This is a genomic window from Nesterenkonia haasae, assembly GCF_010119385.1.
Taxonomy (GTDB): Bacteria; Actinomycetota; Actinomycetes; order Actinomycetales; family Micrococcaceae; genus Nesterenkonia; species Nesterenkonia haasae.
Window position 1 is genome coordinate 240,164 of the sequence record NZ_VFIE01000018.1, and the last position, 21,363, is coordinate 261,526.

The 21,363-nt window shown below is 61.5% G+C and carries 18 protein-coding genes; 6 read left to right on the top strand and 12 right to left on the bottom strand.

The genetic code is table 11. The features are described 5' to 3' along the window. Positions 1–21 precede the first annotated feature (21 nt). Positions 22–522 (top strand): NUDIX hydrolase, encoded by a 501-nt coding sequence (locus tag FH975_RS04460; RefSeq protein WP_162320257.1) that lies wholly within the window; start codon positions 22–24, stop codon positions 520–522. Here FH975_RS04460 and FH975_RS04465 read toward each other — a convergent pair. Genes FH975_RS04465 through FH975_RS04485 form a run of 5 tightly spaced genes read right to left on the bottom strand, consistent with a single transcriptional unit; the run spans position 512 to position 6,614 of the window. Continuing rightward, positions 512–1,372: an HpcH/HpaI aldolase/citrate lyase family protein gene (locus FH975_RS04465; protein ID WP_162320258.1), complete on the bottom strand. Its 861-nt coding sequence runs from the start codon at positions 1,370–1,372 to the stop codon at positions 512–514. The genes FH975_RS04460 and FH975_RS04465 overlap by 11 nt on opposite strands. Beyond that, on the bottom strand, positions 1,359–1,838 hold the full coding sequence (locus tag FH975_RS04470; protein WP_162320259.1) for a MaoC family dehydratase: 480 nt from the start codon (positions 1,836–1,838) through the stop codon (positions 1,359–1,361). Before FH975_RS04470 ends, FH975_RS04465 begins: the two co-directional genes overlap by 14 nt. 1 nt (position 1,839) lies before the next feature. Next, positions 1,840–3,003, bottom strand: a complete 1,164-nt coding sequence (locus tag FH975_RS04475; protein ID WP_162320260.1) for an acyl-CoA dehydrogenase family protein — start codon at positions 3,001–3,003, stop codon at positions 1,840–1,842. Further along, on the bottom strand, positions 3,000–5,042 hold the full coding sequence (locus FH975_RS04480) for an acetyl/propionyl/methylcrotonyl-CoA carboxylase subunit alpha (RefSeq protein ID WP_162320261.1): 2,043 nt from the start codon (positions 5,040–5,042) through the stop codon (positions 3,000–3,002). Before FH975_RS04480 ends, FH975_RS04475 begins: the two co-directional genes overlap by 4 nt. A 9-nt stretch (positions 5,043–5,051) precedes the next feature. After that, positions 5,052–6,614, bottom strand: a complete 1,563-nt coding sequence (locus FH975_RS04485; RefSeq protein ID WP_407938615.1) for a carboxyl transferase domain-containing protein — start codon at positions 6,612–6,614, stop codon at positions 5,052–5,054. Between the two features lie 135 nt (positions 6,615–6,749). On the opposite strand from FH975_RS04485, the gene FH975_RS04490 reads away from it, so the two are divergent. From FH975_RS04490 to FH975_RS04500, 3 genes are all read left to right on the top strand, one after another. Next, positions 6,750–7,445: a TetR/AcrR family transcriptional regulator gene (locus tag FH975_RS04490; protein ID WP_162320263.1), complete on the top strand. Its 696-nt coding sequence runs from the start codon at positions 6,750–6,752 to the stop codon at positions 7,443–7,445. 186 nt (positions 7,446–7,631) lie between these two features. After that, on the top strand, positions 7,632–9,233 hold the full coding sequence (locus FH975_RS04495) for an AMP-binding protein (protein WP_162320611.1): 1,602 nt from the start codon (positions 7,632–7,634) through the stop codon (positions 9,231–9,233). A 61-nt stretch (positions 9,234–9,294) separates the two neighbouring features. After that, positions 9,295–10,083, top strand: a complete 789-nt coding sequence (locus FH975_RS04500; RefSeq protein WP_162320264.1) for an acyl-CoA thioesterase domain-containing protein — start codon at positions 9,295–9,297, stop codon at positions 10,081–10,083. 32 nt (positions 10,084–10,115) lie between these two features. Here FH975_RS04500 and FH975_RS04505 read toward each other — a convergent pair whose 3' ends face one another. After that, positions 10,116–11,537 (bottom strand): class II fumarate hydratase, encoded by a 1,422-nt coding sequence (locus tag FH975_RS04505; protein WP_162320265.1) that lies wholly within the window; start codon positions 11,535–11,537, stop codon positions 10,116–10,118. Positions 11,538–11,615: 78 nt separating this feature from the next. Between FH975_RS04505 and FH975_RS04510 the strand changes: the two genes are divergently transcribed. Next, positions 11,616–12,293 carry a rhomboid family intramembrane serine protease gene (locus FH975_RS04510; protein ID WP_162320266.1) on the top strand — a complete coding sequence of 226 codons (678 nt, stop codon included), beginning with the start codon at positions 11,616–11,618 and terminating at the stop codon, positions 12,291–12,293. On the opposite strand, the gene FH975_RS04515 is transcribed toward FH975_RS04510, so the two are convergent. Further along, entirely contained in the window at positions 12,290–13,588 is a 1,299-nt protein-coding gene (locus FH975_RS04515; protein WP_235928511.1) for a PhoH family protein, read from the bottom strand. The genes FH975_RS04510 and FH975_RS04515 overlap by 4 nt on opposite strands. Positions 13,589–14,056: 468 nt before the next feature. Further along, a complete protein-coding gene (gene uppS / locus FH975_RS04520) occupies positions 14,057–14,860 on the bottom strand; it encodes a polyprenyl diphosphate synthase (protein WP_162320613.1) in 804 nt (267 codons plus the stop codon). A gap of 132 nt (positions 14,861–14,992) precedes the next feature. Between uppS and trhA the strand changes: the two genes are divergently transcribed. Next, entirely contained in the window at positions 14,993–15,682 is a 690-nt protein-coding gene (gene trhA, locus FH975_RS04525; protein ID WP_162320267.1) for a PAQR family membrane homeostasis protein TrhA, read from the top strand. Here trhA and FH975_RS04530 read toward each other — a convergent pair. The 4 genes from FH975_RS04530 to FH975_RS16885 form a co-directional block, all read right to left on the bottom strand. Continuing rightward, the gene (locus FH975_RS04530) at positions 15,675–17,861 is read right to left on the bottom strand and encodes a thioredoxin domain-containing protein (RefSeq protein WP_162320268.1); all 2,187 of its coding nucleotides are present in this window, start codon (positions 17,859–17,861) and stop codon (positions 15,675–15,677) included. The genes trhA and FH975_RS04530 overlap by 8 nt on opposite strands. Before the next feature lie 258 nt (positions 17,862–18,119). After that, positions 18,120–19,037, bottom strand: coding sequence for an endonuclease domain-containing protein (locus FH975_RS04535; RefSeq protein WP_162320269.1), 918 nt, complete (start codon positions 19,035–19,037; stop codon positions 18,120–18,122). 196 nt (positions 19,038–19,233) lie between these two features. Further along, entirely contained in the window at positions 19,234–19,854 is a 621-nt protein-coding gene (locus FH975_RS16490; RefSeq protein WP_328821779.1) for a S9 family peptidase, read from the bottom strand. Beyond that, positions 19,749–21,296 (bottom strand): TolB family protein, encoded by a 1,548-nt coding sequence (locus FH975_RS16885; RefSeq protein WP_328821780.1) that lies wholly within the window; start codon positions 21,294–21,296, stop codon positions 19,749–19,751. The genes FH975_RS16490 and FH975_RS16885 overlap by 106 nt, the downstream gene beginning before the upstream one ends. Positions 21,297–21,363: the final 67 nt, after the last annotated feature.

Consider the following 21,363-nt stretch of genomic DNA (forward strand, 5'->3'; position numbering starts at 1 on the left):
TGCGACGGTAGGGTGGATTTCATGCCAACTCCGGAGTACATCAAAGATCTGCGCAAGGATATTGGGCACAAAGAACTCCTACTGCCTGCGGTCACAGCTGTGGTGATTCGACGCATGGGCAGTGACTCAGTGCAGTTGCCCGTCCCGGAAGTACTCCTGGTCAAACGTGCTGATAACGGACATTGGGGAGTCACTTCAGGAATTATGGAGCCCGGGGAAGGGCCAGCCTCCGCAGCGATTCGCGAAGTCAAGGAGGAAGCCGGGATCGTCGCCCGCCCAGTTCGCGTGGCGAGTGTCTCCGACCATGGATTGGTGGTCTACCCCAATGGAGACCGGTGCCGGTTCACTGACATTTGTTTCGAAATGGAGTATGTCTCCGGTGCGGCACATGTGGCCGACGACGAATCGACTCACGTCGGCTGGTTCTCCGCCGAAGAGCTGCCCGAGCCTTTCACCGCACAGCACAGACGGCGGATTCACGCGGCGCTGGATTCAGGTGCTCCCGCGAGCTTCAACTCCTAACTCCGACCGCCCGCTGAGCGATCCGTTCGGCGTGGCGAAGCAACGGAGCATCAATCATTCCCCCACGGAATTGGAACGCGCCCCCGTGGTGCCTGGCTTCCTCCAGAAGGGCCTGGGCGTACTCTGCCTCTTCGTCGGTGGGCAGGAAGGCATCGCGGATCGCTGCGACCTGACTGGGATGGATACAAGCTTTGGCGGCAAACCCACTGCCGACGGCGTCAGCAGCTTCCACGGAGAGACCGTGAGTGTCTTTGATGTCCGCGTAGATCGAATCCACGGCTGCTTTTCCGCGGGACGCTGCTGCCAGGAGGATTGTGCTGCGCACGTGGCGAGCGATATCGCGGTAGGAGCCATCAGGATGACGGGAGGAGGTGCCCCCGATGGAAACCATAAGATCCTCAGCTCCCCACATGATGGCTGAGGTGGCGGGATGGTCAGCGATCTCGTAGGCGGCCGCGCCTCCCGCCGCAGTCTCACAGAGCGCGATGACCTGGGAGCTCGGGAAACTGCTGTGTACTGCTTGGACGTCCTCAGCGCTCTCAGTCTTGGCGAGCATTACATGCTCCGGCGGGAAGTCGGCCAGCACCCTTGCGTCTGCTGCAAAATCCGATGTTCCCACAGGGTTCATCCGCACCACGGTCCGGGACGCCAGCTCCGGGTCGATTCCACTCAGATACTCCGCGACACTTTGGCGGGCCCTGGCTTTGTCCTCAGGGGCCACGGCGTCTTCAAGGTCCAAAATCACGGCATCGGAACGTTCAGCGGCTTTGCCGAAGCGGTCCGGCCGGTCAGCAGGGCAGAAAAGCAGCGCTGGTCCCAGAGTGAAAGGAATGTCATCACTTCTGTTCATGGTGCTCCTTCATCCACATCATCACCTGGCGGGTGCACTCGGCCACCACGATCCCTTCCTGGTTGCGGCCCGTATGTCTGATGCTGACGATACCCTGACCGGGCCGGGACGAGGAGGCGCGCTTGCTCAGAATTTCCGATGCTGAGTACAGCGTGTCACCCGGGTAGAGCGGGTGCGGAAAGTTCACAGTTTCGAAGCCCAAGTTGGCCACCATTGTGCCCTGGGTCAGTTGCGCCACCGAGGACCCCACCAGGGTGGCCAGTGTGAACATCGAGTTCACCAGCGGCTGGCCGAATGGCTGCTGTGCAGACCAGTGAGCGTCAAGATGGAGGGCCTGAGTGTTCATTGTCAAAGTGGTGAAAAAAACATTGTCTGCCTCGGTGACGGTGCGCCCCGGCGCATGTTTGAACACTGTGCCGACCTCCATCTCGTCGAAGTAGAGGCCCCTTTGCTGGACGACACCCATCTCAGACGAGCCCCAACGATCGGGCAATCAGCATCAGCTGCACTTCAGTGGTACCTTCGCCGACCTCAAGAATCTTGGAGTCTCTGTAGTGCCGAGCCACTGTGTACTCGTTGATGAACCCATAGCCACCGAAAATCTGGGTCGCGTCACGAGCGTTGTCCATGGCCGCTTCACCTGCGACAAGCTTGGCGATGGATGCTTCCGTCTTGAACGGTTTTCCTGCCGCCATCAAGTGGGCCGCCTCATAGTAAGCAAGCCGCGCAGTGTGCGCTCGGGCCTGCATCCTGGCGATCTTGAAGGATATCCCCTGGTAGGCGCTAATCGGCGAACCGAAGGTCTTACGCTCATTGGCGTAACGAACTGCCTGGTCCACGCAGCCTTGGGCTGCACCAGTTGCCAGAGCTGCGATAGCGATCCGGCCCTCGTCCAGAATGCCGAGAAAGTTGGCGTATCCTCGCCCGCGCTGCCCCAGCAGATAGTCCTCGGGGACCCGGCAGTCCGTGAAGGACAGTGGGTGTGTATCTGAGGCATTCCAGCCGACCTTGTCATAGCCGGAACCGACGGTGAACCCCGGAGTCCCGGCAGGCACGATGATGGTGGAGATCTCCTTCTTTGTCGTGCCATCACTTTCCTGAGAGGTGCCTGTCACGGCAGTGACCGTGACCAGCGAGGTGATCTCGGTTCCAGAGTTGGTGATGAATTCTTTAGTACCGTCAATCACCCAGTGCCCGCCCTCCAGCCTTCCGGAGGTCCGCGTGCCCGATGCATCCGATCCGGCATCCGACTCGGTGAGCCCAAATCCGGCCAACCTTTTGCCGCTCAGGAGATCGGGCAGCCACTTCTGCTTCTGATCCTCGGAGCCATATCTGAAGATCGGCATAGCTCCAAGCCCGACTCCAGCTTCAAGAGTGATGGCCACCGACTGGTCGACTTTCGCGATCTCCTCAAGCGCCAGACAGAAGGCAAGGTAGTCTCCACCTTCTCCCCCGTACTCTTCTGGAAAGGGAATCCCGAACAGGCCCATACCGCCCATCTGCGCAACGACATCATAGGGAAAGCTGTGCTCGGCGTCGTGCTTCGCCGATACGGGAGCTATGACCTGTTCAGCGAAATCTCGCACAGATTCGGCGAGCGCCTGATGCTCTTCGGATAGCAGGTGCGTCATGACTGGTCCTTACTGTGGTCGGGGTTCTCCGAGGGTGTAGTCGTCGCTGTTGGTTCCACTGCGGCCAGCACCTGCCCCAGAGACACCTGGTCTCCGACAGCAACGTGGATGCGGGCGGTGCCGTCAGCGGGCGCGTTGAGACGGTGCTCCATTTTCATGGCCTCTATGATCACCAGCATCTGGCCGGCGCTGACCTCACATCCGGAATCTGGGCCGACGGCAACGACGGTTCCGGGCATCGGGGCAGTGACCTCTGGCTTGGCTTCTGCCAGCTCTGCCTCAATCTCGGCCAGTTGCCGGTGGGTTCGCGCCTCGTGGTCCAGCACGGTCAGCATTGCAGTGAAGTCTTCCGTAGTCACCCACACTGGGCTCCCCTGGCGCGTATTGTTCCCTGCACTCAGCTGCACCTCGACGGCGGTGTGGGGGGTGCGCAACAGATAGCTGTCAGCGAGCTTGCTGCGCCGCAGTGTCGCTTGACCATCAATGACGACGTCGAACAGCTCAGCAGGGTAGCCAGGCCGCTCCCAGCGGACCTGGAATGCTGGAAAATGAGGGCCGCTGTGCCTCCACCCGTCGCTCCTCCATCCGGTGGGACCAGCAGGATGCGCGTCTGGTACAGCGGAAATATCGGTCCGCGCGGCGAACAGTGCGGCGGCCATGGCGTGATATTGGTTTGGGAGGGGAAATTGCAGGTCCGGCAGCTTGCGCTCAATGGTGGTGGTGTCTATGCGCCCGGCCCGTACGTCGGGGTCCGCCGTCAAATGCTGGAGGAAGGATGTATTGGTTGTAAGTCCGTGGATGACCGTTTTTCCCAGGGCGTGGTGCAGCCTGGCCAAAGCCTGCTCCCGGTCAGCGCCAGTTGCGATGATCTTGGCCAACATCGGGTCATAGTCCGTGCCGACGGCGAGCCCAGTGAGCATGCTGGAGTCCACACGGATCCCTTCCCCGGCCGGTTCAATCAGACGGAGGATCTCGCCGGTACTGGGCATGAAGCCCGACTCCGGGTCCTCAGCGTAGATGCGAGCCTCAATGGAGTGCCCTGTGACGGTGACGTCCTCCTGTTTCAGAGTCAGCGGCTCGCCAGCAGCTATGCGGATCTGCTGCTCGACTATGTCAATGCCTGTGACCTGTTCTGTGACGGGGTGCTCCACCTGCAGTCGAGTGTTCATCTCCATGAAGTGAAATGTGTCTGGCTGCTCGTCGGAGACCAGGAACTCCACGGTGCCTGCACCGAGGTAGTCCACGCTGCGGGCAGCATCGATGGCTGCCTGACCAATGCGTTGTCGGGTCGACTCATCCAGGAGCGCTGATGGAGCCTCCTCGATGACCTTCTGGTGTCGGCGCTGCAGGGAACACTCCCTTTCGCCCAAATGGATGACATGCCCGTAGCCATCGGCGAGAACCTGCACTTCAATGTGCCGGGGGGAGCGGATCAGCTGCTCTATCAAGAGCGTGTCATCGCCAAAGCTGGCAGCGGCCACGCGACGGGCGGTGGTCAGGGTCTGCGCGAGGTCAGCTGGGCGCTCCACCACGTGCATCCCCTTGCCGCCGCCACCAGCGGAGGGTTTGATCAGCACGGGAAAGTTCATCAGTGATCCCGCCTCGATCAGCTGCTCGTGGGTAAGCCCGGGCTCGCTGATGCCGTCCACCAGCGGAACCCCTGCCTCGGCGACATGGTTCTTGGAACGGATCTTGTCGCCCATGATCTCTAGAGCGTGCTCCCTTGGACCGATGAACGTGATGCCCGCTGCTGTGCAGGCCCGGGCGAATTTCACGTTCTCTGCAAGAAAACCGTAACCGGGATGGATAGCCTCCGCACCCGCCTGATGAGCCGCGGCCATCACGGCGTCGATGCTGAGGTAAGACTCTGCTGCCGGAGCCGGACCTACGCATATGGCGTGGTCGGCCAGGGCAACGTGCTTGGCTTCTGCATCGGCCTCTGAGTAGATGGACACCGCCGTAATGCCCAGTTTGTGGAGCGTGCTGATGACCCGACAGGCTATTTCCCCGCGGTTAGCGACGAGGACAGTGCTGAACATGTCTACCCCCTACATTCGGAAGAGGCCGAAGCCGGTTTCGGGCAGAGGTGCTCGAGCGCAAGTCCCTAGTGCCATGGCCAGTACTCTGCGGGTGTCCACCGGGTCAATAACGCCGTCATCCCAGAGTCTTGCTGTGGAGTAGTAGGGCTGCCCCTGGGCTTCGTACTTTTCGCGGATCGGTGCTTTGAACGCCTCTTCCTCCGCTGTCGGCCACTCGTGACCAGCTGACTCGTGCTGGTCACGTTTGACGGTGGCCAGCACCGAGGCGGCCTGAGTGCCGCCCATGACCGAAATTCGGGCATTTGGCCAGGTGAACAGAAACCGTGGGGAGTAGGCGCGGCCACACATCGAGTAGTTGCCCGCGCCGAAGGAGCCGCCAATGATGACGGTGATCTTGGGGACCCGGGTAGTGGCAACCGCCGTCACCATCTTTGCCCCGTTCTTAGCGATACCTCCGGCTTCGTAGTCACGGCCGACCATGAAACCGGAGATGTTCTGCAAGAAAAGCAGTGGGATGCCGCGCTGGTCGCAGAGCTCGATAAAGTGCGCCCCTTTCAGCGAAGACTCAGAGAACAGGATCCCGTTATTGGCGACGACGCCAACTGGGTGACCGTCTATGTGGGCGAATCCCGTGACCAGCGTGCTGCCGTAGTCACGTTTGAATTCGTGGAAAGCGCTATCGTCCACCAACCGGGCGATCACCTCACGCACCTCCATCGGCTGATTCACATCGCTGGGGATGACGCCATAGAGGTCCTCAGCCCGATGGCGTGGCGGCTGTGGCGACTTCATGGCCCAGGCCCCGAAAGTGGGGCGAGGAAGGGTCTCTACAATGTCACGAATGATCTGCAGAGCATGATCGTCGTTCTCGGCCAAGTGATCAGCGACGCCTGATTCTGCGGTGTGAACCCGCGCCCCGCCGAGTTCCTCCGCGGTGACCACTTCCCCGGTGGCGGCCTTGACCAACGGCGGACCGCCAAGGAAGATCGTGCCTTGGTTGCGCACGATGACGGACTCATCGCTCATAGCCGGCACATAGGCCCCACCGGCGGTGCAGGAGCCCAGCACGGCGGCGATCTGCGGTATCTTTTTCGCGGAAAGATTGGCCTGGTTGTAGAAGATGCGCCCGAAGTGGTCCCGATCTGGGAAAACCTCGTCCTGCAGCGGCAGGAAGGCTCCGCCGGAGTCCACAAGGTAAACACAGGGCAGGTGATTCTCTTCAGCGATTTCCTGGGCACGCAGATGCTTCTTGACTGTCATGGGGAAGTAGGTCCCGCCCTTGACCGTGGAGTCATTGCAGACCACCATCACCTGACGTCCGTGCACCAAGCCGATTCCGGTGATGATCCCTGCACCGGGGGCGTCATCGTTGTACATCCCGTTGGCTGCGAGAGCACCGACCTCGAGGAAGGGGCTTCCCTCGTCCAGGAGTCGGTTGACGCGTTCCCGCGGGAGCAGTCTCCCGCGATCGATATGCCGCTGCCGCGACTTCTCCGGACCGCCGAGCGACGCGCGGTGGAGGTTGTCCTTCAGCGCTGCGGCCAATCGGCGATTCGTTTCCGCATTGGACACGAACGCCGGTGACTGCGGATCAGCCTTGCTGAGGAGTGGCTCCACGCTAGGTATCCTCCGTATCAGGCTCGCCAGGAGTAATCATTTGAGTTAATGTTGAATAACTGAAATCCAACATAGTGGCGGTGATCACGTTTGTCCAGCACAGTGGGCGGCCACGCCAGGGCCAAATCGAAGACCCGGCGACAAACCGAGAAGGAACAGCGTTACAGGGATCTGCTAGAGACGGCGGGCAGGCTCTTTGGGACATACGGATATGCCTCGGTAGCCCTGGACGATATCGGCAACGAGGTGGGCGTCTCCGGCCAGGCCATCTACCGACACTTCAAGGGCAAACAGGACATGCTGGGCAGGCTACTGGTGGAAATAAGCGCACAACTCCTGGAGGGTGGTCAGCAAATCTGCGCCAGTTCCGCCGAGGTGCACGACCAGATTGCCCAACTCATAGACTTCCACGTCGACTTCGCCCTAGCGTCGCCGGAGATCATCCGCGTACAGGAACGGGAGATGCCGCAGCTGCTGGAGGCCGACAGGGATGCTGTTCGGCGAATGCAGCGGCAGTATCTCGACATCTGGAGTGCCGCAATCGGGAAGCTGCACCCAGCAATAAGTTCAGTGGAGTTACGCACACGGATTCACGGGGTGTTCGGGCTGATCAATTCCACTGCGCACTCGATGAAGCACGCCTACCAACGGCTCCCTGACTCCCAGGAGGTGACCGAGAGTGCGCCTATTCTTGCCGCCATGGCTCAGGCTGCCATCGACTGCCGCGTCCCAGTACATGACAGCGGGCAGCCGCCTCCCCTTCCGCAGAGCAATCCGACGCCCTAGACGAGGAATTCGCACGCATTGTGAGTTAGCTCACATCATGCTAGTTTGAGTTTGGCGCCGTTAACTGAATTCCAATCGTGCAGGAGACTCACTGTGGACGCTGTCCCCACGACTGCCCCAGCAGCTGATGAAGCTCGCTTGAAGTTCTCACACGACGTTGGCCCCACTGAACCACCCTTATTGGAAATGACGATCAGTCAAGCTTTGCAGCTGGCTGCTGACCAGTTTGGTGAACGCGAGGCGATGGTGGATGCTCACATCGCTCGACGTTGGACTTACAGCCAATTGCGCCATGATGTCAGGCGCCTGGCCACAGGCCTACACGCTTCGGGAGTGCGGAAGGGCGAACGGGTCGGGATCTGGGGACCCAACAGGTGGGAATGGACGCTGACACAGTTCGCCACAGCAGAACTCGGAGCGATCCTGGTGAACATCAACCCCTCCTACCGTCAGCATGAACTCAACTACGTGATTGAGCAGGCCGGGATACGTTCAGTCATCTCCTCGGACCCGTTCAGGAGCCAGAACTATCCCGCCATGCTCGAAGCAGCCGAGCAGGAACTGGGCGCCCTGAAGCTCAAAGTCATCATGGGAAGCCCCAGCTGGGACCGGCTGCTGTTTGCCGAGGCCGACGAGAAGACTCTCGACGACATCTCCGCCGGGCTGGACGCTGAGGATCCCATCAACATCCAGTACACCTCCGGCACCACCGGCTTCCCCAAAGGTGCCGCGCTGACCCACCGCAATATCCTCAATAATGGTTTTTTCGTTGGGGAGATCAATGGTTACACCGAAACCGACCGAATCTGCATCCCTGTGCCCTTCTACCACTGCTTCGGCATGGTGATGGGAAATCTGGCCGCCATCACACACGGCTCGACCATGGTCATCCCCGCGCCTGCCTTTGAACCCACGGCCACGCTTCGCACAGTGGAGGAGGAACGCTGCACTAGCCTCTATGGGGTCCCCACCATGTTCATCTCCGAGTTGGGCCTGGCGGATTTCGACGACTTTGACCTCACCAGCCTGCGTACGGGGATTATGGCCGGGTCACCGTGCCCGGAAGAAATCATGCGCCAAGTGATCGCCAAAATGAACATGACTGAGGTGACCATCTGCTACGGCATGACTGAGACCTCCCCCGTCTCCCTCCAGACCCGCCCTGAAGATACTCTCCAGCGGCGCGTCGGCACCGTCGGACGGGTGGGCCCTCATGCGGAGGTCAAGATAGTAGATCCCAGCACGGGAGAGACACTTCCGGTAAACACCGATGGAGAGGTCTGCACCCGCGGCTATCTGGTGATGAAGGAGTATTGGGAGAACGCCAAAAAGACCGCCGAAGCCATTGACAGTGACAACTGGATGCACACCGGCGACCTCGGCAGGATGGACGCCCAGGGATACGTCAAAGTCACCGGCCGTATCAAGGATATGGTCATCCGCGGCGGTGAGAACATCTACCCCAGAGAGGTTGAGGAATTCCTCTACACCCATCCCGACATCATTGATGCTCAGGTCATTGGGGTACCAGACGTGAAGTACGGGGAAGAGCTCATGGCATGGGTCAGGTTGCGCCAGGGCGCTCCTAGGCTGACCTCGCAGGAGGTGGTGGACTTTTGCCGGGGTGAGGTGGCGAGCTACAAGATCCCTCGATATCTGGTCATAGTTGATGAGTTCCCAACGACGGTCACCGGAAAAGTCCGGAAGATTCAAATGCGCCAGCAGGCACTGGATCTGCTGGCCATACCGGGTGCGGTAGATGATTCGCGAGCTGAGAACTCCAATTGAGTGAGACCGAGGAAGGCACCCCCGCACCCTGTCGCCATTCTAGAAACCTGAGGTCAACGTGATGAGGAGCGGAAAACCGCCCGCGTACTTCATTCCGCTGGGAGACGAGAGGTACCGCGCGACGAAGGCCGTCTCGGGAGCATGGAATGAGGCGGAGCAGCACATTTCCGCTCCGTTGGGTCTGATGGTTCACTCCGTCGAGAAGGACGCGGCCACTCGGCGCGGTGAGCCGCTCCAACTATGTCGACTCTCCTTCGACATCCTCGGCACGGTTCCAGTCGGCGAAGTCCACATACAGGTCGACGTGTTGCGTCCAGGTCGCACCATTGAGTTGGTGGAGGCACGCATGAGCTACCAGAACAAGACCATTGTCATCCTGCGCGCCTGGGCACTTGCCGAGTTCAGCACGGCGTCCATTCAGGGTTCCACCTTCCCGGGGCTTCAGCCCTTTGATGAGACCCCTGCCTGGGACGCGACATCAGTCTGGCCCGGTGGTTTCATCGCCTCCATCACAGGCCGTCGCGACTACCGCGAGCCGGGCCGCGCCCTAGGCTGGACGGTGGCTTCACTCCCCCTGGTCGAGGACACCTCGGTCAGCAGCTTCGCCCAGTTCTGCGCTCTGCTCGATGTTGCCAACGGGTTCGCCGTGCGCGCAGACCCGCAGCACATAGCTTTCCCCAATGTCGACCTCACCGCCTCATTCTTCCGAGTCCCAGAAGGTGAACAGGTCGGCTATGACACCCATGTTTCGTTCGGGCCCACAGGGCTCGGACTCACCCACAGCATCTTGCATGATGTGCGGGGACCTGTCGGTTCACTGTCCCAGCAGCTAACTGTTCGCACACGCTGAACTGGCCAAGAAACTCCTAGCGCGGAACCCGATTAGCCCGGGTGGGTCATCGACATGACATCAAGAGCCTTGTCGAGCTGCTCCTGAGTCAACTCACCACGTTCCAGGTAGCCCAGCTCCACCACGGCGTCGCGAACCGTGAGCTTGTTCTTCACTGCGTGCTTGGCGATGTCAGCGGCGGCTTCATAACCGATGTACTTGTTGAGCGGAGTCACCACAGAAGGTGAGGCCCCTGCCAAGAAAGAGCACCGTTCCTCATTGGCGGTGAGGTCCTTGATCATCTTGTCCGCCATCACTCGCGAGGTGTTGGACAGCAGTCGAACCGACTCCAGCAGGTTGGCTGCCATGACGGGGATGCCAACATTGAGTTCGAAGGCACCGTTGGTGCTGCTGAGTGCCACAGTAGTGTCGTTGCCGATGACCTGTGCGCACACCTGAATGGCTGACTCACAGATAACGGGATTCACCTTGCCCGGCATGATTGAGGAGCCGGGCTGCAAGTCAGGCAGTGCAAGCTCACCGAGTCCGGTGTTCGGACCGGAACCCATCCAGCGCAGATCATTGTTGATCTTCATCAGTGAGTATGCGATTGTACGCAGCTGTCCGGAAGCTTCGACCAGCCCATCGCGGTTTGCCTGAGCCTCGAAATGATCGCGTGCCTCCGTCAGCGGCAGCCCTGTGTCTTTCGCCAAATTGGCAATGGCTTTCTCCGCAAAGCCCAAAGGAGTATTGATGCCGGTGCCGACTGCCGTGCCGCCCAATGGGACCTCCGCCACCCGGGGAAGCGAGGAGTCGATCCGTTCGATGCCGTACCGCACTTGGGCGGCGTACCCGGAGAATTCCTGTCCCAAAGTCACCGGTGTGGCGTCCATCAAGTGGGTCCGGCCCGATTTGACGATTTCGGCGAACTCTCCGGCCTTCTCTTCCAACGCTTCCGCCAGGTAGTCCAAGGCTGGTTTGAGGTCGTTGATCAGCGCGGAAGTGGCCGCCACGTGCACGCTCGTAGGGAAGACATCATTGGAGGACTGGGATGCATTGACGTGGTCGTTGGGGTGGACTTCCTTGTCCGAGCCCTGCTCTGCCAAGTACCTGTTGGCTAGGGTCGCCAGGACCTCGTTGGTATTCATATTGGAGCTGGTGCCCGAGCCTGTTTGGAACACATCAACAGGGAAGTGCTCGTTGAGCTCCCCCGTAGCCACCTGGTCTGCTGCTTTCACGATCGCCTCGGCCAGCTCAGCATCCAGCACACCGACTTCAGCGTTGGCCTGGGCGGCAGCTTTCTTAACACGAGCCAGCGCCTCGATGTGGGCCGGCTCTAATGTTCGACCCGAAATTGGGAAGTTCTCGACCGCACGCTGGGTCTGTGCGCGGTAGAGAGCATGAGCGGGGACCTTGACCTCGCCCATGGTGTCGCGCTCAATACGGTATTCAGTCTCAGTGGAAGCATCGCTCATGGGATCATCCTAACGTCAGGGTCGGTTCAGGGCTGAGTCAGGGCTCAGCTGCTCCTCTGAATCCGTACCATGGGTTGTATGGCCTCTCAGGACTCAGTGCGCTCGATCAGCAACGACTTTGGCACCACCTTAAAGCGAACCTTCGTGCCGGTGGTCCTGCCCCTGCTGGCGATGTGGGTGATGTTCGTCGTGTCATTGGTGCTCGGCAACTGGTTCAACAGGACACTGGCTCTGGAGGCCAGGGACTTCAGCGGGTTGATCGGGGTCTTGTTCATGCCCTTGCTACATGGCGGTTTCGGTCACCTCATCGGGAACACGATGTCTTGGTTGGTCCTGGGCGGAATGACCTCGCTTTTGACCAAGCGCTTCACCACCGTGATGGTGAGCCTTTGGCTAATCTCCGGTGCAGTGCTGTGGATCATCGGCACTCCCTGGGTGTGTCACGCACCAGAGGGCACAGGCTGTGTGGTGAACCACATCGGAGCGTCCACCGTGGTGTACGGCTTTGCGGCTTTCATCGTCACGTATGCGATCCTCGCCCGGCGCTTCCTGGCGATGCTGTTCGGCCTGTTCGTCGCCTTCGTCTACGGCCTCACAATGTTGATCGGCATGCTGCCCATGACCACCGGAGTCTCTTGGACCGGCCATTTGGCCGGTGCCATCGCAGGCATCGCGGTGGCTTTCTTCCTGACGAAGGAGGCCCGTGCGCAACGCGGACAGGCCTCCTCCTCCGGGAATCCGCAGATCCAGTACTAGTTCTCCTCAAGGAGCTGCGTGACCAAGGCTGCGATCCGGCTTCGCTCGGACCGGGTCAGTGTCACATGCGCAAAGAGTGGGTTCCCCTTGAGAATTTCCACCACTGCCGCAACGCCGTCATGTCGGCCCACACGAAGATTGTCTCGCTGGGCCACATCGTGAGTCAGCACAATCTTGGAATTCTGCCCCATTCGCGACATCACTGTCAGGAGGACGTTCTTCTCCAACGACTGCGCCTCGTCGACTATCACCCAGGCATCATGCAGTGAGCGACCCCGGATATGGGTCAGCGGCAGAACTTCCAACAGACCCCGGGACATGACCTCATCGAGCACATTCTCACTGACCAGAGCGCCCAGTGTGTCGTAGACAGCCTGCCCCCAGGGGTTCATCTTCTCCGACTCTGAACCCGGCAGGTAGCCCAGCTCCTGACCCCCGACGGCGTACAAAGGCCTGAATACGATGATCTTCTTGTGCTCGCGGCGCTCCAGCACAGCCTCCAACCCCGCGCAGAGCGCCAACGCGGATTTCCCCGTACCGGCCCGGCCGCCCATAGAAACAATGCCGATCTCCCGGTCGGAGAGCATGTCGATGGCGAGCCGCTGCTCAGCGGACCGACCATGAACCCCGAAGACCTCCTTGTCCCCGCGCACCACCTGGACGTACTTTCGGCTGGTGGCGTCCACCTTGACCCGCCCCAGTGCAGAACCGTGACCTGATTGAATCACCAAGCCCGTGTTGGCAGGAAGGTCGTCCGCGACGTCGAGCTCTATGCGCTCACCATCGTAGAGTTCGCCCACCTGCTCCTCGGTTGCGCTGATCTGCGCCATTCCCGTCCAGCCGGAGTCGGTGACCCATTCACTCCGGTACTCATCAGCAGCCAGGCCCATAGCTGATGCCTTGACTCGCATGGGTAGATCTTTGGAGACAACGGTGACTTCGCGGCCTTCATCAGCGAAGCTCTTGGCCACTGCGAGGATTCGAGAGTCGTTGTCTCCCTGTCGAAAACCGGCAGGGAGCACGTTTTCGTTAATGTGGTTGAGCTCCACCAGGAGGTGCCCGCCCTCATCATTGAGCGGTATGGAGCAGTTGAGGGCGCCATGTTTGACCCGCAGCTCGTCCAACAGGCGCAGCGCAGAGCGTGCGTAGTAACCGAGCTCGGAATCGTGGCGCTTCCTCTCCAATTCAGAAATCACCACGATTGGAATAATGACCTCGTGCTCCGCGAAACGGAGCACAGCTTTAGGGTCAGAGAGCAGGACTGAGGTGTCGAGCACATACGACTTCTGTGCCAGCTCAACAGCTACGGCAGACTCGAAATCCTCAGTAACGTCGGGGGTGGTGTTCAAGGAGGCCACAATATCTCCAGACAAGGGTATTCCGAGCGGAGTGCAGGTAAGGCCCCACAGGCGAGCAGATCGCGGTGACGGACTCGTCGTCCTCTTCGAACTCTTCCCCAAGTTCGAGGTCTTCGACGTGCTCGTCCCAGTACTCGGCTGCAGGACCTGGTGCATCCCCGCAACAGTTCTCGGATGGTGGGCGGCAGACCCTCAGCCGATTCCGCGGCCAGGGACCGAGCCGGCCCCATCTGCCTTGTGGCATCAAGCTGTGGGCCTTCCGGTCAGTGTTCTGACAATTCCCAATGTAGACCTCGTAACGCGCCGATGAGGGCAAACACACCGAAATTTGTGTGACATCTCGGTAAACACGCGCTAACGGCTCCGTGACATTCTCGCCAAGGGCTTCGCAGGCAGCCCCCAGGGCTACTGGCCGTAGCGACGCTGGCGGTTCGAATAGTCGCGAACCGCCCGGAGAAAGTCCACTCGCCGAAAATCAGGCCAGAGCGCCTCAGCGAAGTAGAACTCCGAATAGGCGGACTGCCACATCAGAAACCCGGACAGGCGCTGCTCGCCCGAAGTCCGAATGATCAGATCCGGATCCGGCTGACCCCGGGTGTACAACCACTCACCGATCTCCGCAGGAGTCAGTGACTCGGCGACTTCGGAGAGAGTCCTGCCCTTCTTCGCAGCGGCGCGCATCAGGTCTTTGACCGAGTCAACGATCTCTTGTCTGCCTCCGTAACCCACCGCCACATTGATATGGATGCAGGGCTGTTCATCCGCCTCATTGCTGCGCGACTGAGCATCCACGCGGGGAATGGCGCCGGTGGCAGTGGTGACATCCCAGAGTTTAGTGGCCAGAGGCTCCGGGAGGAGCTCAGGCTGACCTACGGGATGTACCCGAACGGGACGGCCCCCGGGCCGCGTTTCCGTCAGGCGGTCCAGGGTGTCGCTGATGATTCCCATCAGCTGCTCGAGCTCCTCCTCGGAACGGTTCATATTGTCGGTGGACAACATGTAGAGCGTCACAGTGGGAATCCCAAGATCAGCGCACCACCCGATGAACTCAACGATCTTGTCCGCACCAGCCATATGCCCATCGGCGGTATGAGCGCCGGCCAAGCGGGCCCACCGCCTGTTGCCGTCCACCATGACTGCGATGTGCTGCGGCAGGCGACAAGAGTTCAAGTCGCTGCGCAACCGTCGTTCGTAGACGGCATAGGCCATATCCGTAAGCCCCAACAGCGAGCGCTTCAACGGTCCGCGTTCAGTCACGTGCACCACTGTAGGGGATGGGCACGCCCAGCACTTTCTGCATGCAAGTTACCGGTAAGTATCTTATGAGATTAGACTGGCGGCATGGGCTCTGAGACCAGCCGCAGAAGAAGCGTTGCACCCGCAGACCGACTGCTTGATTCCGACGTGCCGCTTAAACCTCGCCTGCGTGGGTGGCTCCATGCTGCCATGGTGCCCCTGGCTCTGATTGCTGGCATCGTCGTCATTGTGCTGGCCCCGACGCCCACGCTGCAGATCGCTGCCGGAATCTATGCGATCACCGGGCTGCTGCTCTTCGCAGTCTCCGCCATCTACCATCTCGGACGCTGGTCGGAACGGACAGCGCGAGTGCTCAAACGCCTGGATCACACCAACATTCTGCTCATCATTGCCGGCACGTACACCCCCATGACCCTCGCACTCCTGGAGGATCCGCAGCGGATGATTCTGCTCTCCACGGTGTGGATCGGGGCCCTGGGCGGGGTGGCATTCCGGTTGTTCTGGACAGATGCGCCGCGCTGGTTGTACACGGTGTTCTACATCGTCCTGGGGCTGGCGGCCGTCTGGTTCATCGGCGACTTCTTCGCCGCGGATGTCCCCGCCGCAGTGCTGATCTGCGCCGGGGGCGCGGCCTACATCACCGGCGCAATCTTCTACGCAATGAAGCGTCCCAACATCTCGGTGCATTGGTTCGGCTTCCACGAGCTTTTCCACGCATGCACGCTGGTCGGGTTCATCTGTCACTACATCGCCATTATGATCTCAATCACCTGATCGCCGAGAGCGCCTCACCAATCGAGGACACCGGGGCCAGGCACACTCCACCACCTGCTCCGGACAGACACAGACTGAGCGTCAACGGCTGGGCGGAACCGATGACGACGCCATCACCCAGGGGCTCCACAGGAATCCCCAGGAGCGCCCCGACCTTTTTGGCCTCAGAGATATCTGCAGCAGTGCCGCTGAGAATCCGGAACGCTGCTGACCCGGCAGCGACTCTGCGGGCCGCCAAAAGGGATCCGCTCACCGCCAGTGGCGCTTGGGGCCCAATGAGCGGTACATGGTGCAAGATGTCTTCGGTGCTGATCTCACCTGCGGGCTGCTGGAGTGCGGCAGCTGCCTGAAGAGCTTGCGCCAAGGCAGCGACACTGCTGGGCTCGGGCCCATCGACCGGCGAGGCAAGTTGGGGGCCGCTTTGTCCCGGGGCCGCCATAGCTTCGAATGAGTCCGCCAGCGACCAGGTCACCTCATCGCCGTGCCGCACCACAGCGCTGCTGAGTGTGTAGTCGAGCACCTGGCGGCCGCGATCTACCCACGTGGCCTCCCGGCCGGAGCCCGCCAGTGCTGAGGCGAGACTGAAGCACGCGTTGACCGTATGCGCATGATCGGCGAGCGTGCCGATTTTCTGCCCCCGGGCCCCGTCATAGGAGGTCCGGTATACCCGTGTTCCGCTTGGACCGGCTTCGGTGTGGACTGCCCAGAGCCTCTCGGCGAGCTGTTCGGCGAAACCCAGCGTCTCGACGTCGTCCCAGATCATCGCAGCCTCAGCGAGGGACCGTATGGCCTGCGCGTTCCACGCGGCGACCACCTTGTCGTCACGGGCAGGCTGGGCCCTCTCCGCACGGATCGAACGCAGCTCCGGCAGTGCCGCCTCCCACAGAGTCCGGTCATCCTCGGTGAGCGGCTCATCGAAATGTACGGTCCGAGGGGTGGCCTCGGTGATGTTCAACGGGGCCCCTGACCTCAGTGCATGCTCATCAGCCGGCACGCCCTGGTTCAGCCTCGCGAGTTGGCGAGCCTGCGAAGGACTGAGTCCCGCGCTCGTTGCTGCCTGCACGAGTTGTTCATCACTGAAGAGGTAGGTCGCACCCTCGGAGCGATGGCCCTGGGCATCTACTGTGTCGGCATCCAGTGAGGAGGCCAGCAGGCCCTGCTCGGTGCACATCCGGTGTCGCAGCCACTCTACGGTCGTCTCGGCCACCCGTTTAGCGCGCGCACGAACGTCTGCGTCCGCCGCAGGATGGCGCGAGAGCCGGGCGTAGGCTCCCAGCAGCTGAGCATTGTCCGAAAGCATCTTCTCGAAGTGCGGCAGCTGCCAAGCCCGGTCTGTCGCGTAACGAGCGAACCCACCTTCTACATGGTCAAACAGCGCTGAACGGGCCATTGCCTCCAGCGTGTGCACGGCCAGTCCACCGGCACGGTCAGGCCCGCCGCTCCCGTCAGGGGCTTCCTCGCGCAATGCCCAGGCGGACTCCTCCAACAGCCAGGTCAACACTGGGGAGGGAGGGAACTTCGGCGCCGATCCGAAACCTCCGTGCACCGTGTCCTCATCGGCGATGAGCGCCTCGAGGATCTGACCGGTGAGCCCATCAAAACGCTCCTGGTCGAGTTCGGAAGCGGGGGCCCCGTCGTCGGATGTGTGCACCACGGTGGCCATCTGCGCCTGCCGCTGCCTTTGTTGGTTCAGCGCCTTCGCGATGGTGGCCGCCTGCTCCTCGACCTGCCCGCGGCGCTGGTCCCACGCCTCGTAGACCGCTTGGAGCACCTCGGTGAAAGATGGCACTTGGCCAACTCGCTGCGGCGGAAAGTAGGTCCCGGCGTGGAAGACCTGGCCATCGGGGAGCGCGAAGATACTCATCGGCCAGCCGCCCTGGCCGGTCATTGCCTGGGTAGCGGCCATATAGGCGTCGTCAACGTCCGGGTGTTCCTCCCGGTCCACCTTGATACTGACGAAACGCTCGTTGAGGTAGGCAGCGACCCTTTGGTCTTCGAAACTCTCATGCGCCATAACGTGACACCAGTGGCAGGCGGCGTACCCGATGGAGACGAAAACTGGTGTATCCCGACGGGCAGCTTCGGCGAACGCTTCACTCCCCCAGGGCCACCAGTCCACCGGGTTGTCTGCGTGCTGCCGGAGATACGCGGACTGGGCATTGATCAGACGCTGTGCCATGCTCCCCACCGTACCTGGGCTTCCTCCGTGGAACCCGCGTGGCCGTGCGGGTTCCCCTGCAGTGACCTTCCGCCCCGCGTCAGGTGTCGAATCTGTGCGTTCTCACCGCTGGTCTCGCCCTGGGAACGGTGCGATTCGACATTCCTCAGTGGACGGCGGGCCGCAGACGGTGGACGGCGAGCGGCGAGACTGATGCGGGTCCCACCCATCCAGCGCCCCTGCCCCCGCGGGCTCACCAGCACCCCATCACGGACCGGCTCAACGGTGCTGCTCCAATATCTGGGCAATCTCCCGAACAGCACCGCGGAAGCCATCCCGGGCGTCGGCGTCGAAATACCGCAGCACCGTCCAGCCCTGAGCGTGGAATTGGCGGTCAACCCTTCGGTCGCGTTTGGCTCGTTCGGGGTCAAAATGACATGCGCCGTCGTACTGTATAGCGATCCGCCATCGCGGATAACCCAGGTCTGCACAAGGCGATGTGGACAGACGCGGATCAGCGGGGACTTGTAATTCAGGCTCGGGGAGGCCGGCGCGGAGGATAGCTAGCCGCAACAGCGTCTCCTGAGCGGAATCGGCTCCCACCCGGATCAGATCAGCAGCCGCCCGAGCTTTAGCCCGACCAGGTGCACGACCATGCCGACGGATCGCAGTGCGGAGCGACTCAAGGCTGGCCAGGGGCTCTTTGCGCCCTTCGAACCTGGGCCGAGGCCTGCGCACCAAGGAGTCACCGAGAACAACGAGGCCCTCAACTGAGAGTTCAGCGGCGGATTCACACCACATGCGGTGTGGCGCGCTCATGGACGTCCCCTGAACGTTGAGCACCTCGTCCGCGTAGGCAGCTGCCTTATGGCCGACCACCCCTTGGCGTCGCACGGGGTTCCGGTGCGTGGCGGGCACGGACAGGTGAACAACGTCATCAACCCTGGTGCGAGGTGGGAGCCCCTGCAGCCTGACGGCAGTTGTGTGGGAGAGCCAGCTGCCAGGGTATTCGTGAACTAGGCCGAACGCCTTTGCCCGGTAGCACCCCTCGGTGCCCAAGGCCTCAGCTGTTTCACGCTCAAGATAGATCCCTGAGCCCAGTGTGATGACGTCACCGCGCTGCAGACGGGACACGGCGATTCCGTGATCGCGCAGCAGTCGGGCCGTCAGCGGCTTGCCGCGCAGGCGGTGTGGCAATGGCTCTGGATAGCGCACACCCCTACACTGCCGAATCGCCAGCCTTTTTGCTGATGTTTTCCACAGGTCTGTGGATAGAACGGTCCGTCACACGGTGGTCCGGCTGACAGGTGTCAAAACACACCGTTCTCAGCCTGGCCTCTCCCCTGAGAACGGTCACATCTGACATCTGGCACCACACGGCACGGCGCGTGGCTCAGGTTGTGAGCGCCAACCGGGGTATCCCGGGGGTCTCGAACCCAAAGACCTGGCCGTAGAAGCTCAGCGACGCCTCATGGCTGGCGACGATGTTCTCCACTTTCCGGAAGCCATGCTGCTCGCCCTCAAACAGCAAGTAGGCGTGCGGGATGCCCTTGGCCATGAGGGCGTCCCGGAACATCTCGGCCTGGTTCGGCGGAACGATCGGATCTTCATCGCCCTGCAGTAGGAGCACCGGGCAGGACAGCGAATCCACGTGGTTCAGGGGTGCCCGCTCCCGGTAAATGTGCTCGTCCTCTGGATAGCGGCCAATGAGCTGGTCGAGGTAGCGCGACTCAAAATCGTGGGTGTCCTGGGCAAGTGCCACCGCATCAGCAACCCCAAAGCTGGAAACGCCAGCACGGAAGGCGTCCGTCCTGGTCAGGCAGGCCAGTGTGGTCCATCCCCCGGCAGAGCCTCCCTCGATGCCAAGTCGACCTGGATCCGCCAGCCCCGCATCTACAAGGTGGGCCATCACCGCGACAGTGTCCTCCACGTCAACCACGCCCCACTGCCCCTTGAGCCGGTCCCGGTAAGCACGGCCGAATCCGGTGGACCCGCCATAGTTGATGTCCACCACGCCGATGCCACGGCTTGTGTAGTAGGCGGTGGCAAGCGACAGCCCAACACTGGCCTTTCCCGTGGGCCCTCCATGTACTTGGGCGATGTAGGCGGCAGTTCGCCAGCCGGCGCGCTGTACCCCTCTTGGAACGGCCGGTACAGCACGGCGTGCACTGGCTGCCCGTTCTCCGCTATGACGGTGATCGGCTCGGGCGTAGGGAGCAGCGCGGGGTTCGGCGCATCGTGACGGGATGACCGGATGGTCCTCAGCTCCCCGATCGTAGGGGTGGACGTGCTGCTGGGGAGTTCGAACTCTGCGGTGCTGATAGCGGCGAAATCGTTGGCGCGCACCCCGTGGATGGCCAGCACGCCGTCTTGCCGGAAGGCCGTTGAGGCTATGGCGGTGTGCGGCAACTCGAGCTCCGAAACCCGGCCGGTCGTTACATCGAGAACGCCGAGCTGGTCAGTGGCGGTCCCATGGATAGTCAGCAGTCGCTCCGAGTCAATCACCTCCAACCAACTCATGCCGAGCTGCCACAGCGGCCCGGCAAACTCTTGCTCCACCTGGACTATCTGTCGCGGGGCTTCCCCCACTTCCCATGTCCATGGGTTCCACCACCCCGACCGGTCGGAGATGTAGACAAGAGCTTCGTTGCTGCGCCAGCGCGGGTTCAGCACCGAGGTGGACGTATCGCCGTCCACCACAGATTCTTTGATAACGACGACACCAGCCTCACTGTCTGCCAGCTCACCAATATGCAGCTCGGTGCCATCCCACGGCATGTGCGGATGCTCCCAGGTCACCCATGCCAGACGGGATCCGTCTGGGGAGATTTGAGGGTCGGCTACGAACCGCGAGGAGTCAGTGATGCGGCGCACCGCGGATATGTCATCAACAGCGCTGCCGTCCAGGGGCACTGAAGCGATGTAGCGCTCGATCTTCGGAGCGCCAGTGTCATCCTGAACGTGCTGGTGCTCTTCGCAGACCCACCAGACTTCGTGAGTCCCATGTGCCAGCACGACGCCGGTGGGCTGGGCCCAGCGCAAGGAGGGGCCGTGAGCAGTGGGCACCTCTAAGCCTTCAGGGCTGATGGGCTCAGGCTCTTCGCCTTCATGGAAGCGGTAGATGCGCTGGTCGGAGAAGTTGACGAACAGGATCAGGGGCGTGGGGGCGCCGTCGTGCTCTATCGCGATCCAGGAGGCACCTCCGTATTCATGGACTCGGGAACGGGCGTTGAATGGCGCCGGCAGCACAGTGGCCGTTTCTGGACTCTTGGAGGCGGCGGAGACGTCCCCGACTGTGCGGATAATCGCTTGCCGTCCACCTTCAGCGGCGATCCCCTCTGTCCACCAGAGCTGATTGCCAATCCACTGCGGCCCACCGAGCCTATTGCCTCCTACCGCCATCTGTTCAGCGCTGATCGGGGAGGGCCAGGAACCATAAGGAGCGGTAGTCACCATGACGGAAGCTTATATCGGCGGTGGTGGGGAAGCTGCGACGTTGCGCCACTCGCCAGGCAGAGCAGGA

Excerpts from the sequence above, each read along its gene's own strand:
- uppS (WP_162320613.1), bottom strand. The coding sequence starts at position 14,860 with ATGGCCTATGCCGTCTACGAACGACGGTTGCGCAGCGACTTGAACTCT.
- FH975_RS04510 (WP_162320266.1), top strand. The coding sequence starts at position 11,616 with ATGGCCTCTCAGGACTCAGTGCGCTCGATCAGCAACGACTTTGGCACC.
- FH975_RS04500 (WP_162320264.1), top strand. The coding sequence starts at position 9,295 with ATGAGGAGCGGAAAACCGCCCGCGTACTTCATTCCGCTGGGAGACGAG.
- FH975_RS04470 (WP_162320259.1), bottom strand. The coding sequence starts at position 1,838 with ATGGGTGTCGTCCAGCAAAGGGGCCTCTACTTCGACGAGATGGAGGTC.
- FH975_RS04475 (WP_162320260.1), bottom strand. The coding sequence starts at position 3,003 with ATGACGCACCTGCTATCCGAAGAGCATCAGGCGCTCGCCGAATCTGTG.
- FH975_RS16885 (WP_328821780.1), bottom strand. The coding sequence starts at position 21,296 with ATGGTGACTACCGCTCCTTATGGTTCCTGGCCCTCCCCGATCAGCGCT.
- FH975_RS04465 (WP_162320258.1), bottom strand. The coding sequence starts at position 1,372 with ATGAACAGAAGTGATGACATTCCTTTCACTCTGGGACCAGCGCTGCTT.
- FH975_RS04460 (WP_162320257.1), top strand. The coding sequence starts at position 22 with ATGCCAACTCCGGAGTACATCAAAGATCTGCGCAAGGATATTGGGCAC.
- trhA (WP_162320267.1), top strand. The coding sequence starts at position 14,993 with ATGGGCTCTGAGACCAGCCGCAGAAGAAGCGTTGCACCCGCAGACCGA.
- FH975_RS04480 (WP_162320261.1), bottom strand. The coding sequence starts at position 5,042 with ATGTTCAGCACTGTCCTCGTCGCTAACCGCGGGGAAATAGCCTGTCGG.
- FH975_RS04530 (WP_162320268.1), bottom strand. The coding sequence starts at position 17,861 with ATGGCACAGCGTCTGATCAATGCCCAGTCCGCGTATCTCCGGCAGCAC.
- FH975_RS04495 (WP_162320611.1), top strand. The coding sequence starts at position 7,632 with ATGACGATCAGTCAAGCTTTGCAGCTGGCTGCTGACCAGTTTGGTGAA.
- FH975_RS04505 (WP_162320265.1), bottom strand. The coding sequence starts at position 11,537 with ATGAGCGATGCTTCCACTGAGACTGAATACCGTATTGAGCGCGACACC.